This window comes from Pseudomonas sp. NPDC089428, from assembly GCF_044749325.1.
Lineage (GTDB): Bacteria > Pseudomonadota > Gammaproteobacteria > Pseudomonadales > Pseudomonadaceae > Aquipseudomonas.
This window is the reverse complement of record NZ_JBIVHT010000015.1, coordinates 41,836-59,749: the sequence shown is the minus strand read 5'-3', so window position 1 is coordinate 59,749 and position 17,914 is coordinate 41,836. Positions and strand designations below refer to the sequence as shown.

Genomic DNA, 17,914 nt, shown 5'->3' with positions numbered 1-17,914 from the left:
CGGCAGCGGTTCGCGCCACCCCATGGCCGAACGCTTCCGTGGCTATCTGCCGGTAGTGGTGGATGTCGAGACTGGCGGCTTCAACAGCGCCACTGACGCCCTGCTGGAAATTGCCGCAGTGACCATCGGCATGGACGAGAAGGGCTTCCTGTTCCCCGAGCACACCTACTTCTACCGGGTCGAGCCGTTCGAAGGAGCCAATATCGAGGCGGCCGCACTGGAGTTCACCGGCATCAAGCTGGACCACCCGCTGCGCATGGCGGTGAGCGAGGAAAGCGCGCTCACCGACATTTTCCGCGGTGTGCGCAAGGCGCTGAAGGCCAACGGCTGCAAACGGGCGATCCTGGTCGGCCACAACAGCAGCTTCGACCTTGGCTTCCTCAATGCGGCGGTAACGCGTAACGATATCAAGCGTAACCCGTTCCACCCGTTCTCCAGCTTCGACACCGCGACCTTGGCTGGCCTTGCCTATGGCCAGACCGTGCTGGCGCGGGCCTGCCAGAGCGCCGACATCGACTTCGACGGCCGTGAGGCGCACTCGGCGCGTTACGACACCGAGAAGACTGCCGAGCTGTTCTGCGGTATCGTCAACCGCTGGAAGGAAATGGGCGGCTGGCGCGACTTCAACGACTGACCTGAAAAGCTTCGGCGCCCGACTTGCCCGCGAAGAGGCCGGCCCAGGACGGCATAAAAAAACCGGCCACATGGGCCGGTTTTTTCATGCGCGTGGCAATTACAGCTTGCCAGCGTTCTCGCTCAGGTAAGCAGCAACGCCTTCTGGCGAAGCGGTCATGCCCTGGTCGCCTTTCTTCCAGTTGGCTGGGCAGACTTCGCCGTGCTCTTCGTGGAATTGCAGTGCGTCGACCAGACGCAGCAGCTCGTCCATGTTGCGGCCCAGTGGCAGGTCGTTGACGATCTGCGAACGGACAACACCGTTGGTGTCGATCAGGAAGGCGCCACGGAAGGCTACGCCGCCTTCGGACTCGACGTCGTAGGCCTTGCAGATTTCGTGGGTCATGTCAGCTGCCAGGGTGTACTTGACCTGGCCGATACCACCGGCGTTGACCGGGGTGTTACGCCAGGCGTTGTGGGTGAAGTGCGAGTCGATCGAAACGCCGATCACTTCAACGTTGCGCGCCTGGAAATCAGGAATGCGGTTGTCCAGGGCGATCAGCTCGGACGGGCAGACGAAGGTGAAGTCCAGTGGGTAGAAGAACACCAGGCCGTACTTGCCCTTGATGGCCGAAGCCAGGTTGAAGCTGTCGACGATCTCGCCGTTGCCCAGGACGGCTGGGACGGTGAAGTCGGGGGCTTGTTTGCCAACGAGTACGCTCATTGCAATCTCCTAGTGAGAGTGGAAAACCGTTTGCCGGGCCAAGCAGGCGTGCCCGACATCCAACAAAGGCCGCCCATCATACACGGCTTCCGGTGACAGGCCGAATGCAACCGTCGGTCGCTCAAGGACGGCCCTCTCAGAAAGCCCTTTGACAAGCATTCTCATTAACATTAAGCTCCAACCCATCGACTCAACCCGCGATGGTCAGCCCCTATGTATGTGTGTCTTTGTGTCGGCGTCACCGACGGACAGATCCGCGATGCGATCTATGAAGGATGCTGCAGTTACAAGGAAGTCCGAGCTGCGACCAACGTCGCCAGCCAGTGTGGCAAATGCGCCTGCCTGGCCAAGCAGGTGGTCCGCGAGACCCTCACCGAATTGCAGGTGAGCCAGCACGCCGCCCTGCCCTATCCGGTGGAATTTAGTGCCGCCTGATATTACAGAATTTGAAGAACCGGACCGCGCGTCCGGTTTTTTTATGCCTGAATATCAATAAGTTAGCGCTCCAACGCGGTTCACAAACATTCTTATTCCTATTAATTTTCACTTATTATTCAATAACTTAGGTTTGACAGCCCTGGGTATCAGGCTCAAACTTCCCTGTATTGGCACACTTCTACAGGGCAGGAACCCGACATGAAAGGCGACGTAAGCGTCATCCAGCATCTCAACAAGATCCTCGGAAACGAGCTGGTCGCGATCAACCAGTACTTCCTGCACGCGCGCATGTACGAAGATTGGGGCCTGAACAAGCTCGGCAAGCACGAGTACAAGGAATCGATCGACGAGATGAAGCACGCTGACAAATTGATCAAGCGTATTCTCTTCCTCGAAGGCATTCCTAACGTCCAGGACCTGGGCAAGCTGCTGATTGGCGAGCACACCAAAGAGATGCTCGAATGCGACCTGAAGATCGAACAGAAGGGCCTCGTCGACCTGAAAGCTGCCATCGCCCACTGCGAAACCGCGGGCGACTTCGGCTCGCGTGACATGCTCGAAGACATCCTCGAGTCCGAGGAAGAACACATCGACTGGCTGGAAACCCAACTCGGCCTGATCGACAAGATCGGCATCGAGAACTACCTGCAGTCGCAGATGGGCGAAGAGTAAATTCTCTACCCATAAAAAAACCCGCCTTGAGCGGGTTTTTTCATGGCTGCCTGATTATCAGGCTTCAGAAGCCTTGGCCTTGGCGGCCGCTTCCTTGATCAGGGTCTGCAGTTCACCCTTCTCGAACATTTCCAGCATGATGTCGCTACCGCCAACCAGCTCACCGGCAACCCACAGTTGCGGGAAGGTCGGCCAGTTGGCGTATTTTGGCAGGTTGGCGCGGATTTCCGGGTTCTGCAGGATGTCGACGTAGGCGAACTTCTCGCCGCAACCCATCACAGCCTGCGAGGCACGCGCGGAGAAGCCACACTGCGGGGCATTCGGCGAGCCTTTCATGTAAAGCAGAATGGTGTTGTTGGCAATCTGCTCTTTGATCGTTTCGATGATATCCATGTAGCACCTCGGCTGAACTTTCCGACGCGGTCGTCGGCACGGTGACGCATTGTATCGGAAAGCCGAGCAGCGTGCTCGGCCTTACCGTTGCTCATGCGGCCTCGACCTGCACGGGTACGCCATTGAGCGCAGCGTTACCGGAAACCTGATCACGCAGGCGTTCATCCGTGAGGTCGTTGGCACTCACACCCGCTTGTGCCTGGGCAACCTGCAACTGCACACCCTGGCGGCCATGGCCGAAACCATGGGGCAGGCTGACCACGCCGGGCATCATGTCTTCACAGGCCTGCACCTCGACCTCCAGCGTACCGGTGCGCGAACGGATACGCACCCGCTGGCCATCCTGCAGTTGCCGTTGCTGCAGGTCTTGCGGGTGCATCAGCAGCTGATGGCGCGGCTTGCCTTTGACCAGGCGATGAAAATTGTGCATCCAGGAATTGTTGCTGCGCACGTGGCGGCGGCCGATCAGCAACAAATCGCCCGGCGCAGGCGGCGCCTGCAAGGCCAACCGTTGCAGATCATCGAGCAACACCTGCGGCGCCGCCTCGACGGTTTTGCTGGCGGTTGCCAGGCGCATCAGCAGATTGGCGCGCAGCGGCCCCAGATCAAGCCCGTGAGGGTGCTCGTCCAGGGCCTGCAGCGAGAGATTCCAGGCGCTGCTTTCGCCATAGCGGCCTTTGCGCAGGGCCAAATCGATCATCTGCGCCGGTGGCCAGGTCGGTTTCAGTTCGAGCGCTGCACGTTTGGCGAACGCCTGCGCCAGGCCGACGAAAATCTCCCAGTCGTGCAAGGCACCTTCCGGCTTGGCCAGGATGGCGCGATTGAAACGGGTCACATTGCGCACGGCCAGCAGGTTTAATGTGCTGTCGTAATGGTCGTTTTCCAACGCCGAGGTCGAAGGCAGGATCAGGTCGGCATGGCGGGTGGTTTCATTGATATAGAGGTCGATGCTGAGCATGAACTCGAGCCCGTCAAGTGCCGCATCCAACTGCCGGCCGTTGGGCGTGGACAGCACCGGATTGCCGGCTACCGTCACCAGGGCGCGAACCTGCCCCTCCCCGGGGGTCAGCATCTCTTCGGCCAGTGCCGCCACTGGCAGCTCGCCGCCGTATTCAGGCAGGCCTGACACCCGGCTCTGCCAGGCGTTGAAATGGCCACCCGAAGTGGTCACCACCAGATCGACCGCAGGTTCGGTACACAGCGCCCCTCCCTCTCGGTCGAGGTTGCCGGTCACCAGGTTGATTACTTGTACCAGCCAGTGACACAGCGTGCCGAACACTTGGGTCGATACCCCCATGCGCCCATAGCAGACCGCCTTGTCTGCAGCGGCAAAGTCCCGTGCCAGTTGGCGTATCCGGGTTGCGGCAATGCCACAGTGCGCGCTCATCGCCTCCGCGCTGAACGGCAGGATCGCTTCACGGACGTGCTCCAGGCCAGTCACCGGCAGATGCGATCCGCGTGCGAGATCTTCATCAAACAAGGTGTTGAGCAATCCACAGAGCAAGGCAGCATCGCCACCGGGCCGAATGAACAGATGCTGATCGGCCATGGCGGCAGTTTCGCTGCGCCGGGGGTCGACCACTACCAGGCGACCACCGCGCCCGCGCAGGGCTTTCAGGCGTTTTTCCACGTCCGGCACGGTCATGATGCTGCCGTTGGAGGCCAGAGGGTTGCCGCCGAGAATCAGCATGAAGTCGGTGTGGTCGATATCCGGGATCGGCAACAACAGACCATGGCCATACATCAGGTGGCTGGTGAGGTGTTGCGGCAACTGGTCCACCGAGGTGGCAGAGAAGCGGTTGCGCGTCTTGAGCAGGCCCAGGAAGTAGTTGCTGTGAGTCATCAGCCCGTAGTTGTGTACGCTCGGGTTGCCCTGATACACCGCCACCGCGTTGCGCCCATGCGCCTGCTGGATCGCCCACAGCCTGTCGGCAGCCAGGGCAAAGGCCTGGTCCCAGCCGATCGCCTGCCACTGGTCGCCCACCCGCAGATGTGGCTGGCGAAGGCGATCAGGGTCGTTCTGGATGTCTTGCAAGGCTACCGCCTTGGGGCACACATGACCGCGGCTGAAAGGGTCTTCTGGGTCGCCCTTGATCGAGCTGATCAGTGCCCGCCCGTCGTGGTCATGGCTGACTTCGATGTTCAGCCCGCAGATCGCCTCGCACAGGTGACAGGCACGGTGATGCAGAGTCTTGGTCATGGCCGCCTCTACCTTGCTCTTGTTAGAAATGGTCGAACAATGACTATGCGCCCCTGCCCCTTCACCGGCCAGCGCGCTTCGCGGCGTGAATCCCGCGACATCAGGCGCACGATTCGCGACAGGCATTTGCCAAATTGCCAGCAAGCCGTGTACAACCTGCTGTAGCAAATAAAAAACAGCACGGGTTCAAGGGGTACGACACCCTTTGCAACATCTTAAGAACGAGCTGCTGTTTCCCCTCTTGGTTTCAGGCGACATTTAATTATAGTATTGCGCCTTTCCCCAATTCGTCCGCCCCGTGCGGCTTACGCCGCAGGTCACTCCCGTTGTCAAAAAAAACCATACGGTCGACCTGCATACCGTTGCAGATAAGGTAGTCAATCATGAGCGCTAGGCACTTTCTCTCCCTGCTGGATTTCACCACCGACGAATTGCTCGGTGTGATCCGCCGAGGCATCGAGCTGAAGGACCTGCGCAAGCGCGGCGTATTGTTCGAGCCCCTGAAGAACCGTGTGCTGGGCATGATCTTCGAGAAATCCTCGACCCGTACCCGCGTGTCGTTCGAAGCCGGCATGATCCAGCTCGGTGGCCAGGCCATCTTCCTGTCGCCACGTGACACCCAACTGGGCCGTGGCGAGCCGATCAGCGACAGCGCCATCGTGCTCTCGAGCATGGTCGATGCGGTGATGATCCGTACCCACGCCCACAGCACCCTGACCGAGTTCGCTGCCCATTCGCAGGTACCGGTGATCAACGGCCTGTCCGACGAATCGCACCCCTGCCAACTGCTGGCCGACATGCAGACGTTCATCGAACACCGCGGCTCGATCCAGGGCAAGACCGTGACCTGGATCGGTGACGGCTTCAACATGTGCAACTCGTACATCGAGGCCGCCCTGCAGTTCGACTTCCAGCTGCGCATCGCTTGCCCCGAGGGTTATGAACCCGATCAGCGCTTCCTGACGCTGGGCGGTGACCGCGTGCAGATCATTCGCGACGCCAGGGAAGCCGTGCGTGGCGCGCACCTGGTGGTCACCGATGTCTGGACTTCCATGGGCCAGGAGGAGGAAACTGCACGGCGCCTGGCGCATTTCGCGCCTTACCAGGTCACCCGCGAACTGCTCGACCTGGCGGCACCCGACGTCCTTTTCATGCACTGCCTCCCCGCCCACCGTGGCGAGGAAATCAGCCAGGACCTGCTCGGCGACCCGCGTTCGGTCGCCTGGGACGAGGCTGAGAACCGCTTGCATGCACAGAAGGCCCTTCTCGAATTCCTTGTCGAACCGGCTTACCACCACGCATGAGTCAACCCCTACTGCTCAACCTGCGCAACCTCGCCTGCGGCTACGGCGAGCAGCGCATCGTCCAGAACCTCAACCTGCACCTGAACGCAGGCGACATCGGTTGCCTGCTGGGCTCCTCGGGTTGCGGCAAGACCACCACCCTGCGCGCCATCGCCGGCTTCGAGCCGGTACACGAAGGTGAGATCCAGCTGGCTGGCGAGGTCATTTCCCGCGCAGGCTTCACCCTGGCCCCGGAAAAACGCCGGATCGGCATGGTATTCCAGGACTATGCGCTGTTCCCGCACCTGACCGTGGCTCAGAACATTGCCTTCGGCATCGCCAAGCACCCGCGCCAGGCGCAAGTGATCGAAGAGATGCTCGAACTGGTCAAGCTCGGCGGCCTTGGTGGGCGCTACCCGCATGAGCTGTCGGGTGGCCAGCAACAGCGTGTCGCCCTGGCACGCGCGCTGGCACCGGAACCACAACTGCTGCTGCTCGACGAGCCGTTCTCCAACCTCGATGTGGAACTGCGCCGGCGCCTGAGCCACGAAGTGCGCGACATCCTCAAGAGCCGCGGCACCAGCGCGATCCTGGTCACCCATGACCAGGAAGAAGCGTTCGCGGTCAGCGACCACGTCGGTGTGTTCAAGGAAGGCCGGCTGGAGCAGTGGGACACACCCTACAACCTGTACCACGAACCGCAGACGCCGTTCGTGGCCAGTTTCGTCGGCCAGGGCTACTTCATCCGTGGCCAGATGAGCAGCCATGAAGCGGTCAATACCGAACTCGGCGAGCTGCGTGGCAACCGTGCCTACACCATGGCGCCGGGCAGCTCGGTGGATGTGCTGCTGCGCCCTGATGACATCGTGCCAGCCCCGGGCAGCGCGCTGCAGGCGAACATCGTTGGCAAGAGCTTCCTTGGCGCGTCGACGCTGTACCGCTTGCAGTTGCCGACTGGCAGCCAGCTCGAGGCGATCTTCCCGAGCCATATCGACCACCAGGTCGGTGAAAGTGTGGGGATTGCGGTGAAGGCCGACCACCTGGTGCTGTTCCCGGTGCCGGGCAGTGTCGCGACACAGATGTCGCGCGAGGAAAATGGGGTTCGCCGCTACAGTTCGGCGACCTGATTGCAGAACCCTGGGGCCGCTTTGCGGCCCTTTCGCGGCACAAGGCCGCTCCTACAGGGGGTTGCGTGTCCCTGTAATCGATGGACTCGCCTGCGCAATCTCAGCCCCTGCCAATTCCGGCGAACTTGCCCTGGGTATGCTCGGCCAGCACCGCCGCCGCCAACTCCACCTCCAGCCCCCTCCGCCCGGCGCTGACATGGATGGTTGCGAAGTTGTGCGCTGAATCATCGATGAACGTGCGCAGGCGCTTCTTCTGCCCCAACGGGCTGATCCCGCCGACTAGATAGCCCGTTGCCCGCTGAGCCGCTGCCGGGTCGGCCATTTCGCATTTCTTCACACCGGCCGCATGGGCCAGGGCCTTGAGGTCCAACGTCCCTACCACCGGTACCACCGCCACCAGCAGTTCGCCCTTCTCGCTGCTCGCCAGCAGGGTCTTGAATACCTGTTGCGGATCAAGCCCAAGCTTTTCAGCCGCCTCCAGCCCGTACGACGCCGACTTTGGGTCATGTTCATAACTGTGCACGCGATGTTCGGCGCGGGCTTTTTTCAACAGGTCGAGTGCGGGGGTCATGCAGTGCTCCGGTCTGGGACAGGTCGCGGCTACTTTAGGGCAAATCCCACATCCCAGCCAGCCAATGGCTGACGCCGCCCTCTACTTCGGGCATCAGCCCTGGAAATAGGCGATCAGAACGTGACTACCCGTTCACTTTCGACCTTTGACATCAGCGTTTCTTGTCTATATTTTTTCGTTTCTGAATAAATAGTGCCCTTTTAAGGTGCGCTTCTTAACACCCGCCTGAGGTCAATGGGGATAGACACCAGGCTTTGCTGTCGAGCGCTTCGCGCCTCACAACAAAAACAACGAGGTCATACATGACGACTGCTCTACGCGAACCCACACTGTCCAGCCAATGCCTGGCCGAGTTTCTCGGCACCGCCTTGCTGATCTTCTTCGGTACTGGCTGCGTCGCCGCGCTCAAAGTCGCTGGCGCCAGCTTCGGTCTATGGGAAATCAGCATCATCTGGGGCGTCGGTGTGAGCATGGCGATCTACCTCACTGCCGGCATTTCCGGCGCGCACCTGAACCCGGCCGTGAGCATCGCACTGGCCCTGTTCGCCGGCTTCGACAAGCGCAAGCTGCCGTTCTATGCCCTCGCACAGATCTGTGGGGCGTTCTGTGGAGCGGCACTGGTCTATACCCTCTACAGCAACCTGTTCTTCGATTTCGAACAGGCCCACGCCATGCTGCGTGGCAGTACCGAGAGCCTCGAACTGGCCTCGGTATTCTCGACGTATCCGCACCCGTCACTTTCCACTGGCCAGGCGTTCCTGGTCGAAGTGGTGATCACCGCGATCCTGATGGCCGTGATCATGGCTCTGACCGATGACAACAACGGCCTGCCGCGGGGCGCCATGGCGCCGTTGCTGATCGGCCTGCTGATCGCCGTGATCGGCAGTGCCATGGGCCCGCTGACCGGCTTCGCGATGAATCCCGCCCGCGATTTCGGGCCAAAATTGATGACCTTCCTGGCTGGCTGGGGCGAAATCGCCTTCACTGGCGGTCGGGACATTCCGTATTTCCTGGTTCCGGTGTTCGCACCGATCCTCGGCGCATGCCTGGGTGCCGCGAGCTATCGCGGCCTGATCGCCCGCAACCTGCCGACGGCGCAAGGCTCAGGCGCCGAGACAACCGACAATCGCCAGGGCGATACTCAAGCCAACTGATGCTGACGCCCTGAACTCCTCTTTAAGCAAGGCCTACGACCATGACAGACACCCAGGATAAGAACTACATCATCGCCCTGGACCAGGGCACCACCAGTTCGCGGGCGATCATCTTCGACCGCGATGCCAACGTGGTGGGTACCTCGCAGCGCGAGTTCGCCCAACACTACCCACAGGCTGGCTGGGTCGAGCACGACCCGATGGAGATCTTCGCCACGCAGAGCGCGACCATGGTCGAGGCCCTGGCCCAGGCCGGTATCAGTCATGCACAAGTTGCCGCGCTGGGCATTACCAACCAGCGTGAAACCACCGTGGTGTGGGACAAGGAAACCGGCCGCCCAGTTTACAACGCCATCGTCTGGCAGTGCCGCCGCAGCACCGAGATCTGCGCCCAGCTCAAGCGCGATGGCCATGAAGATTACATCCGCGAAGCCACCGGCCTGGTCACCGACCCGTACTTCTCCGGTACCAAGCTGAAGTGGATCCTCGATAATGTCGACGGTGCCCGCGAACGCGCCGAGCGTGGCGAACTGCTGTTCGGCACCATCGATACCTGGCTGATCTGGAAGTTTTCCGGTGGCAAGGTACATGTCACGGACTACACCAACGCCTCGCGCACGCTGATGTTCAACATCCACAGCCTGCAGTGGGACGAGAAGCTGCTGGAAATCCTCGGCATCCCGCGGCAGATGCTGCCAGAAGTGCGTCCTTCGTCAGAAGTGTACGGCCACACCAAGAGCGGCATCGCCATCGCCGGTATCGCCGGCGACCAGCAGTCGGCGCTGTTCGGCCAGATGTGCGTGGAACCGGGCCAGGCCAAGAACACCTACGGCACCGGCTGCTTCCTGCTGATGAATACCGGCGACAAGGCCGTGAAGTCCTCCCACGGCCTGCTTACCACCATCGCCTGCGGCCCGCGCGGCGAGGTGGCCTATGCCCTGGAAGGTGCGGTGTTCAACGGTGGCTCCACCGTACAATGGCTGCGTGACGAGCTGAAGATCGTCAACGATGCCCTGGACACCGAGTACTTCGCCAGCAAGGTCAAGGACAGCAATGGTGTGTACCTGGTGCCGGCCTTCACGGGCCTGGGCGCCCCGTACTGGGACCCGTATGCCCGTGGCGCGCTGTTCGGCCTTACCCGTGGCGTGAAGGTCGACCACATCATTCGTGCCGCGCTGGAATCGATCGCCTACCAGACCCGCGATGTCCTCGACGCCATGCAACAGGACTGCGGCGAACGGCTGTCGGAACTGCGTGTGGACGGTGGCGCGGTGGCCAACAACTTCCTCATGCAGTTCCAGGCCGACATTCTCGGCACGTGTGTGGAGCGCCCGAAAATGCGCGAAACCACCGCCCTCGGCGCCGCCTACCTGGCAGGCCTGGCCTGTGGTTTCTGGAGCGGACTGGAGGAACTGCGCGACAAGGCGATCATCGAGCGCGAGTTCAGCCCACAGCTGGATGAGGCGCAGAAAGAGAAGCTGTATGCCGGCTGGAAGAAGGCCGTTGAGCGCACCCGTGACTGGGAAGATCACGAGGCGTGACACACAAGGGGGCCGCCGTGCGGCCCCCATCGGCTACTGGCCGTAGCCCCCTTCCTACGGCATCATTGCAGAATTTGTCCGGCAGCCCCAAAGGACCGCCCATGAATCTGCCCCCACGCCAACAACAAATCCTCGAGCTGGTGCGCGATCGCGGCTACGTCAGCATCGAAGAAATGGCGCAATTGTTCGTCGTCACCCCGCAAACCATCCGACGCGACATCAACCAGCTTGCCGAGCTCAACCTGCTGCGCCGCTACCACGGAGGTGCGGCCTATGATTCGAGCATCGAGAACACCGCCTACGCCATGCGCGCCGACCAGATGCGCGATGAAAAACAGCGTATCGCCGAAGCCGTGGCCAAGCAGATTCCCGACCATGCCTCGCTGTTCATCAACATCGGCACCACCACCGAGTCGATTGCCCGGGCGCTGCTCAATCACAACCATTTGAAGGTCATCACCAACAACCTGCACGTGGCGGCGATTCTCGCGGCCAAGGATGACTTCGAGGTGTTGGTGGCGGGCGGCACGGTACGCCGCGATGGCGGCGTGGTTGGCCAGGCCAGCGTCGACTTCATCCACCAGTTCAAGGTCGACTTCGCCCTGGTCGGCATCAGCGGCATCGATGAAGACGGTAGCCTGCTCGACTTCGATTACCAAGAGGTGCGGGTGTCCCAGGCAATCATCGCCAATGCCCGGCAAGTCATCCTCGCCGCCGACTCCAGCAAGTTCGGGCGCAATGCCATGGTGCGCCTGGGCTCGATCAGCCTGGTCGATTGCCTGGTGACCGACCAGGCGCCTACGCCTGCTCTCACCCAGCTGCTGAACCAGTACAAGATCCGGCTTGAGGTGGTCTGAGGGCCCCCGGGGGCATGCCATGAGTCTTTTGTCGCCAGTGAGATCGAGCGCCGCCCGCGCGGCGCATCGCGGATAAATCCGCTCCTACATTTGTTGCAACGTGCCGAACCTGTTACGCCATGGTTGCCAGCCTTGGTGCATGTCTTGAGTCGTGCAAACCGGCTGACAACCATGGCCTCACAGGCATGGCCACGGCGCAACAAATGGAGGAGCGGATTTATCCGCGATGCGCCGCGCGGGCGGCGCTCGATCTAACAGGCGCTAAACCTCTCGAACTGATCACCCGAATTTTCATAAATGTTCACTTTATTGTCACCCGATCAGCTTTTTCTATGAATACTGACTGGCGACCCGCTTTCTGTTGCGCTAGTATTTTCGAAAACGAACATCAATGTTCATATTCGATGTGAACAGCCTCAGGAGGCCTTGCCCGTGTCCCAGCCAGTTTCGTCACAGCCCCCCCTCGCCGACTGCTATGACCTCGCCGTGATCGGCGGTGGCATCAATGGTGTGGGCATTGCTGCCGACGCCGCTGGCCGCGGCCTCAGCGTGTTTCTCTGTGAGCGGGACGACCTCGCCCAGCACACCTCTTCGGCCAGCAGCAAGTTGATCCACGGTGGCCTGCGCTACCTGGAACACTACGAATTCCGCCTGGTTCGCGAAGCCCTGGCCGAGCGTGAAGTACTGCTCGCCAAAGCCCCGCACATCGTCAAGCCGATGCGTTTCGTGCTCCCGCACCGCCCGCACCTGCGCCCGGCCTGGATGATCCGCGCCGGCCTGTTCCTTTACGACCACCTGGGCAAGCGCAAGCGCCTGGGCGCCTCGCGCAGCCTGCGCTTCGGCCCTGGCTACCCGCTGAAGCCGTCGATCACCCGTGGCTTCGAATATGCTGACTGCGCCGTGGACGACGCTCGCCTGGTGGTGCTCAACGCCATGGCCGCCCGCGAGCAGGGTGCGCACATCCGCACCCGCACCCGCTGCCTGCGCGCCGAACGCGTGAATGGCCTGTGGCAGGTCGAGTTGCAGCATGCCGATGGCAGCCTGCAGACCATTCGTGCCCGCGCCCTGGTCAACGCCGCCGGTCCCTGGGTCGCCAGCTTCATCAAGGACGACCTCAAGCTCGATGCCCCTTACGGTATCCGCCTGATCCAGGGCAGCCACATCATCGTGCCGCGGCTGTACGACGGCGAACATGCCTACATCCTGCAGAACGAAGACCAGCGCATCGTGTTCTGCATCCCCTACCTCGAACGCTTTACCCTGATTGGCACCACCGACCGCGAATACAGTGGCGACCCTGCCAAGGTCGCCATCACCGAGCAGGAAACCGATTACCTGCTGAAGGTTGTCAATGAGCACTTCAACCATCAGCTCGAACGCAGCGACATCGTCCACACCTATTCCGGGGTTCGCCCGCTTTGCAACGATGAATCGGACAACCCTTCTGCCGTGACCCGCGACTACACCCTGGCGTTGTCTGCCAGCGAAGGGCAGGCGCCGTTGCTGTCGGTGTTCGGCGGCAAGCTGACGACTTACCGCAAGCTGGCAGAGTCGGCCATGGCCGAACTCAAGCCCCACTTCCCGCAACTGCGCGGCAGCTGGACGGCCACTTCACCCCTGCCGGGCGGTGAGCAGATGACTACCGTGCAAGCCTTGGTCGATGCCGTGCTGGCCCGTTGTGGCTGGCTGGCGGTGGATATCGCCAAGCGTTGGGCTGTGACCTATGGCAGCCGCGTATGGCAGCTGCTCGAAGGCGTGCAGGGCCCGGAGGATCTGGGCCAATCCATCGGTGGCGGTTTGTTCGGCCGTGAAGTGGACTACCTTGTGGAGCACGAATGGGCCGCCAGCGCCGATGACATTCTCTGGCGTCGTACCAAGCTTGGCCTGTTCACCAGCGCTGCGCAGCAGCAGGCGCTGGTGCAGTACCTGCACGACAAGCACGTGAAGCAGGCCGCAACTCGCGCGGCATGAGCAGGCTGGGCCTGCCGCCAGGCAACGCTGGCGGCGGCCGGCTTCAATCAGTGAATCGCGCCCACGCTTCTTCCGCCAGCGTCCTCAGCAGCAGCTGCTCGGCAACTTCAAGTTCGCGCATCAACTCATCAGCCCTCTGCAGATAGAGCTGCTCGCCGCCGCTGGCAGCTTGTGCTTCATATTCAGCAAGGCGCTGGTGGTAAGGCTCGGCCAACGCATCGAAGCGCTCAGCATAACGCCGCCTGGCGTAACTGGCCCAAAAGGGCCGCTGCGCCAGCGTCTGCTGAATCTCTTCAGGCGTCTCGGCCTGCAGGACATCCAGTTGCGCCTCGAGCAGGTCATCGTCCGTTACATTAGCGTACTGGGCATAGTGCATGTCCTCGACCTGGACCGGCAGCTCCAGCGCCTGTGCCAGCTGGTTGCGGTACACCAGCCTCACTTCGATTTCATCGACCCGGCCTGTGGTATTGGCACGCATGTGCTGCACCTGCCGGGTGGCTATCGAGTCGACCAGATCCAGGCGGTACAGCTGCCGGCCCAGGCGTACCAGGCTCTGCTCCACCTGGTTGGCCGGCACGCCGCTAACCCCCTGCTGCACCAATACGCCGATTTCCAGCTGGTTTAGCATCAGCAGCAAGCGGTCCTCGCAACTGCGCGGCCCTCCCACCTCACGGAATATCTGCTCGCGTAGTACCTCGTTGTGCTCACAGGCATCCAGAATGCGCCATATCCGTCGCCGGAAGTGCCCGGGATGCTCGGCAAAATCATCGCCCTGCCCCAGATCGGCCAGGAAGCGAAAAAGATCGTTCGACCCCGACTCCTGACGCAACCGGTCCCAGGACGCTTCACGCTGCAGTCGAAGCGTCCGGTCGCGGGTATGCGTCCACAGTTCACGGACCTCGCCGTTGGCTTCCCGGTGCTTGTACGATGCACTGCCCCGAGCGCCTGGCGCGACACCTGCGCGCCTCCGGTCGAGCTGTTCGTGGCTGGCCTGGCTCAACGGGTTGTCATGCAGCTGAATGCGCGCCAGTCGCAGATCCAACCCTTGCACTTCTTGCTGCAATTGCCGAATCCGGTTTTCTCGCGCGTCGATCATCGCTCGCCAGGAGGCACGCGAGAGCAGCTCTTCGACATCGACCAGCTCCGTCGCCCGCAGATGCAACTGCCGCACGTGCCGCAAACCCGAGAGATCAGGCGCTTGCCCCAACGGATTGAAGCTGAGCTCGACGGTATCGAGCAGAGCGAGCGGGGCAAAACGGAGATTGGCTTGCTCATCGATCACGATTTGATTGCTGGTAAGGTTCAGGCGCCGCAGGTGAGTGAGCCCCTCGATGCCAGGCGGCACCTGGGTAAGGCGATTTTCGCTGAGATCCAGTTCGACCAGGTTGGGGAAACGCCCGAGGAAGTCCGGGGCGATGCTCTCCAGGCCCATGTTGCGCAGGACCAGCCGATGTACATGGGCAAACTCCAAGCCTGCGGGCAACGTCGGCAATTCGCTGACATGCTCACCGTCCAGCACCAACTCGTACTCGTCATTGATATCGACCAGCTTGCGCCGCCAGCTGCGACGCAAGGTATCGGCAACCCGACGTCGCCTGATGGCGTCGGCTGGCGTTCGCCATTGCCCCTGCCATTCACTCAGTGCCCCGCGCAGTTCGGCCAGCTGGCGTTGCAGCAGTTGGTAGTGATCCCACAAGTTATGCCCTTGCGCTCGCACGGCATTCAGGTAGGCCTGCAACTGCAGTTCACTGAGTGTCGGGAAGATCTGGTGGATGCCACGCCTGATCGCCTGCTGGCTACTCTCCCCTCCACCACTCAGCCGGTAACCCAGGCGCCCGTCACCGAAACGCCTGGGCGGATGGATCGCTGCGCCTGAGGGGGCAGCGCCGATCAACCGCCCTGCCTGTTCTCGGTCGGCCGCAATGCTCGCCATCAGCCAGTCACGCAGCTGCCTGGCATTCAGACTGGTGGAATTCAACACGGCCTTCTGCTCATCGTCCAGGCAAAGCACGAGCACCTTGAGCAGCGACTCGCCAGCACCGACGTCGAGCGAGCCATCGCTGTCATAGAGGCGGTAGCCTTGCTCGTGACGCACGATGAGCCGGGGCTTTGCAGCCGGTTCTGCGTGGCTGGCAAACAGCAATGGGCCTTCACGGCTGCCAGAACGCAGCTCTACCGGGTGGGTAGAGGGCCACGGCGCTTTGTGCGCCAGCAGCCCCATCACCAACCTCTCGCTGTCCGGGCTGCCCATGCCATGCAGGCGCACGCCCAGGCAAGCGTTGTCCAGGCGGGTTTGGCGAACATGAGCGCGCGCCCGTTCCGCCATGCCCAGTGGTACTCGCCCGTTGGCACGCCAGTTCTCCAGTTGCGCTGAACAGGTATGCCGGATGATTTCCTCGGCGCCACGTGGCGTCAGGCCCTTGAAAGCCGCCATCAGCACCGCCTGGTCTGGGTCAGTCGCCTGGCGCAGGCCACCCAGTGCCTCTTCGAACGCTGCGCCTTTGAGCCCTGGCGAGGCATGGTGCAGGGCAATGCGCTCATGCATGTCCAGGATCCGGGCCGGGGCCGGGGCGTGTTCCACACACAGTCGGCGCACCTTGTCAGCGTTGAAGCCAGTGACCGTCAGCAAGGTCCGGGCATCATCCTCCAGCACACTGCCAAACGCTTGTGGGGCAAGCGCCTGCAACAGTGCTGCGGGGCTTTCTTCCAGATGCGCGCGCAGGCTACGGTGCCTGAGCTTCACCGTGCCATCAGCCGCCATCCCAGGCTCCAGCGCGTCGACGAATGCAATGCGCGGCAGAACATGCACCACTCCCGACAACGCCCCAGCCAGCGCCACGCTCTCGACCACGCCGAACAGATGATTCAGTGCCCCCTGGCGATCACCCAACTGCCAGGCTTGGTAACCTTCGTAGACTTCGTCCAGCAACTGAACGGCGTTAACAACCAACAGCAACTCACCCAGTCCAGGAACGAAGAATGCCGCCATGCCCAACAGGTCCAGGCCGGCCGACAGCATCTGCTGCAAGCGCTCCTGCCGGCTCTGGCGATCTTCATCATCCGTCGGCACGGCGATGAACCGCGCATCGTCGAAAATCCTCGTGACCTGCTGCGCCTGAACATGGGCGACTGCGTGCCCGGTAATGGGCAGGTTGCGGCCATCGAGTTCCACCACTGCGGGCGCGGCCGATGCCTTGAGCAACCGGGTAAGCGCCTGATTGAACCCAGCACTGTCACGGGCCTTGATGAAGCGGCTGAACCAGCTGCGGAACGTGGGCACGCGCAAGCGTGTGGCGATGTCCTCGTATACGTCTGACCAGCAATCGTAGTGGCGGATGGCTTTATCCGGATCACCTGGCATCCAGACGATGATCTCGTCGATTTCATCGCGGCCGGCCGCTCGCCATTCCAGGGCGATCACACCGACGATGCACTTGCCGAGCAGGTAGAGCTGCCGCGCAGTGAAGCTTCCCTTGGCCTCTACCCGCTCTTCGGTCCCGGCGAGATACGCGAGCAGGCGCTGCAGGTCCGCTTCGTCGATCTGTCGCTTGATCCTGGCCTCGTATACCTCTGCTTTCAGGCGAGCACGCAGGCAGTCCTGAAACAGCTGCTCGACGTGCCGGCGAGCCTGATCCCAAGGCTGGCCGCGCCCAGATTTGGGCTGCAGCACGCTCTTGAGCACAGCCTGGTAGCCAGCACCGATATCCAGGCTGCGGCAGATACTGGCAAATCGCTCGAACGGCAGCGCCAGCACAGCCCCCTTGGCGCCGACGAGCCTGGCGCTGCGCAGAAGCCAGGGCCTGGTTTCATGATCCTGGAAGTTGTGCAACGCAGCCGCGAGCAAACTGTGCCGGGAAGTGTAGGTGGCCGCGGGTTGGTAGAGTTTCTCGGCGGCGGACGGCAGCTCGAACCGTTCATTGATCGAAACAAATGCCTGCCGGGGGTCGACATGCGCAAGCCCCGCTTCATTCAAAGCCCTTTGCAAACGAGGCAATGCAAAAGCCTCGATGGACGGAACTGGCTCCAACAGCTGCCGAAGCCGCTCGGCATACCCTTGCTGCGCCAGCAATGCCTGATGGTAGGCGCGTGCATGGTCAGCCTCGGCACGGATGAGCCATTGAGGCAGGTTTCGCTCGATCAGATGGTCGACGGAGGTTGCAGGAAACACCGGATTCACTGCCACAGTGGGATCTCCAAACAGGAAAACCCCGATCTGAGCACGCGCCCCGATGACCCTCGTGGTAGATAGATCAGCCATTCGGATTTCCGAATGCAAGCAATCCATCCGTTCGGAAACCCGTTAGTGCTTAGCTACGCTGGAACACGAAAAATGGCTTGCTCCCCGCGGAACATGCGACGTTATGATCGATA

14 protein-coding genes are annotated in these 17,914 nt (G+C 61.7%); 9 read left to right on the top strand and 5 right to left on the bottom strand.

Annotated features, from left to right (window positions below; genetic code table 11):
• Positions 1-22: 22 nt before the first annotated feature.
• The gene (gene rnt, locus ACIPZ5_RS22490; protein WP_400810782.1) at positions 23-634 is read left to right on the top strand and encodes a ribonuclease T; all 612 of its coding nucleotides are present in this window, start codon (positions 23-25) and stop codon (positions 632-634) included.
• A gap of 99 nt (positions 635-733) precedes the next feature.
• On the opposite strand, the gene ACIPZ5_RS22485 is transcribed toward rnt, so the two are convergent.
• Positions 734-1,336: a peroxiredoxin gene (locus ACIPZ5_RS22485; RefSeq protein WP_261941325.1), complete on the bottom strand. Its 603-nt coding sequence runs from the start codon at positions 1,334-1,336 to the stop codon at positions 734-736.
• Between the two features lie 213 nt (positions 1,337-1,549).
• On the opposite strand from ACIPZ5_RS22485, the gene ACIPZ5_RS22480 reads away from it, so the two are divergent.
• On the top strand, positions 1,550-1,771 hold the full coding sequence (locus ACIPZ5_RS22480) for a bacterioferritin-associated ferredoxin (RefSeq protein WP_085675228.1): 222 nt from the start codon (positions 1,550-1,552) through the stop codon (positions 1,769-1,771).
• A 201-nt stretch (positions 1,772-1,972) separates the two neighbouring features.
• On the top strand, positions 1,973-2,446 hold the full coding sequence (bfr, locus tag ACIPZ5_RS22475) for a bacterioferritin (protein ID WP_003258014.1): 474 nt from the start codon (positions 1,973-1,975) through the stop codon (positions 2,444-2,446).
• Positions 2,447-2,503: 57 nt separating this feature from the next.
• On the opposite strand, the gene grxD is transcribed toward bfr, so the two are convergent.
• Positions 2,504-2,839, bottom strand: a complete 336-nt coding sequence (gene grxD / locus ACIPZ5_RS22470) for a Grx4 family monothiol glutaredoxin (RefSeq protein WP_003254949.1) — start codon at positions 2,837-2,839, stop codon at positions 2,504-2,506.
• Positions 2,840-2,930: 91 nt separating this feature from the next.
• Positions 2,931-5,039, bottom strand: a complete 2,109-nt coding sequence (locus ACIPZ5_RS22465; RefSeq protein WP_400810733.1) for a molybdopterin-dependent oxidoreductase — start codon at positions 5,037-5,039, stop codon at positions 2,931-2,933.
• 383 nt (positions 5,040-5,422) lie between these two features.
• Here ACIPZ5_RS22465 and argF point away from each other — a divergent pair, with 383 nt between their 5' ends.
• The gene (gene argF / locus ACIPZ5_RS22460; protein ID WP_261941327.1) at positions 5,423-6,343 is read left to right on the top strand and encodes an ornithine carbamoyltransferase; all 921 of its coding nucleotides are present in this window, start codon (positions 5,423-5,425) and stop codon (positions 6,341-6,343) included.
• Positions 6,340-7,449 carry an ABC transporter ATP-binding protein gene (locus ACIPZ5_RS22455; RefSeq protein ID WP_343599901.1) on the top strand — a complete coding sequence of 370 codons (1,110 nt, stop codon included), beginning with the start codon at positions 6,340-6,342 and terminating at the stop codon, positions 7,447-7,449. Before argF ends, ACIPZ5_RS22455 begins: the two co-directional genes overlap by 4 nt.
• Positions 7,450-7,549: 100 nt before the next feature.
• On the opposite strand, the gene ybaK is transcribed toward ACIPZ5_RS22455, so the two are convergent.
• The gene (ybaK, locus tag ACIPZ5_RS22450; RefSeq protein ID WP_085675224.1) at positions 7,550-8,020 is read right to left on the bottom strand and encodes a Cys-tRNA(Pro) deacylase; all 471 of its coding nucleotides are present in this window, start codon (positions 8,018-8,020) and stop codon (positions 7,550-7,552) included.
• Positions 8,021-8,322: 302 nt separating this feature from the next.
• On the opposite strand from ybaK, the gene ACIPZ5_RS22445 reads away from it, so the two are divergent.
• The 4 genes from ACIPZ5_RS22445 to glpD all read left to right on the top strand — a co-directional run bounded on the left by ACIPZ5_RS22445 (position 8,323) and on the right by glpD (position 13,543).
• Complete coding sequence (locus ACIPZ5_RS22445; RefSeq protein ID WP_400810730.1) at positions 8,323-9,174, top strand: MIP/aquaporin family protein; 852 nt, start codon at positions 8,323-8,325, stop codon at positions 9,172-9,174.
• Between the two features lie 41 nt (positions 9,175-9,215).
• Positions 9,216-10,715 carry a glycerol kinase GlpK gene (glpK, locus tag ACIPZ5_RS22440; RefSeq protein ID WP_313711266.1) on the top strand — a complete coding sequence of 500 codons (1,500 nt, stop codon included), beginning with the start codon at positions 9,216-9,218 and terminating at the stop codon, positions 10,713-10,715.
• A 101-nt stretch (positions 10,716-10,816) separates the two neighbouring features.
• A complete protein-coding gene (glpR, locus tag ACIPZ5_RS22435) occupies positions 10,817-11,572 on the top strand; it encodes a DNA-binding transcriptional repressor GlpR (protein ID WP_027918980.1) in 756 nt (251 codons plus the stop codon).
• Between the two features lie 432 nt (positions 11,573-12,004).
• The gene (glpD, locus tag ACIPZ5_RS22430) at positions 12,005-13,543 is read left to right on the top strand and encodes a glycerol-3-phosphate dehydrogenase (protein WP_343599894.1); all 1,539 of its coding nucleotides are present in this window, start codon (positions 12,005-12,007) and stop codon (positions 13,541-13,543) included.
• 43 nt (positions 13,544-13,586) lie between these two features.
• Here the strand turns inward: glpD and ACIPZ5_RS22425 are convergent, their stop codons facing one another.
• A complete protein-coding gene (locus ACIPZ5_RS22425) occupies positions 13,587-17,726 on the bottom strand; it encodes an NEL-type E3 ubiquitin ligase domain-containing protein (RefSeq protein WP_400810728.1) in 4,140 nt (1,379 codons plus the stop codon).
• Positions 17,727-17,914: the final 188 nt, after the last annotated feature.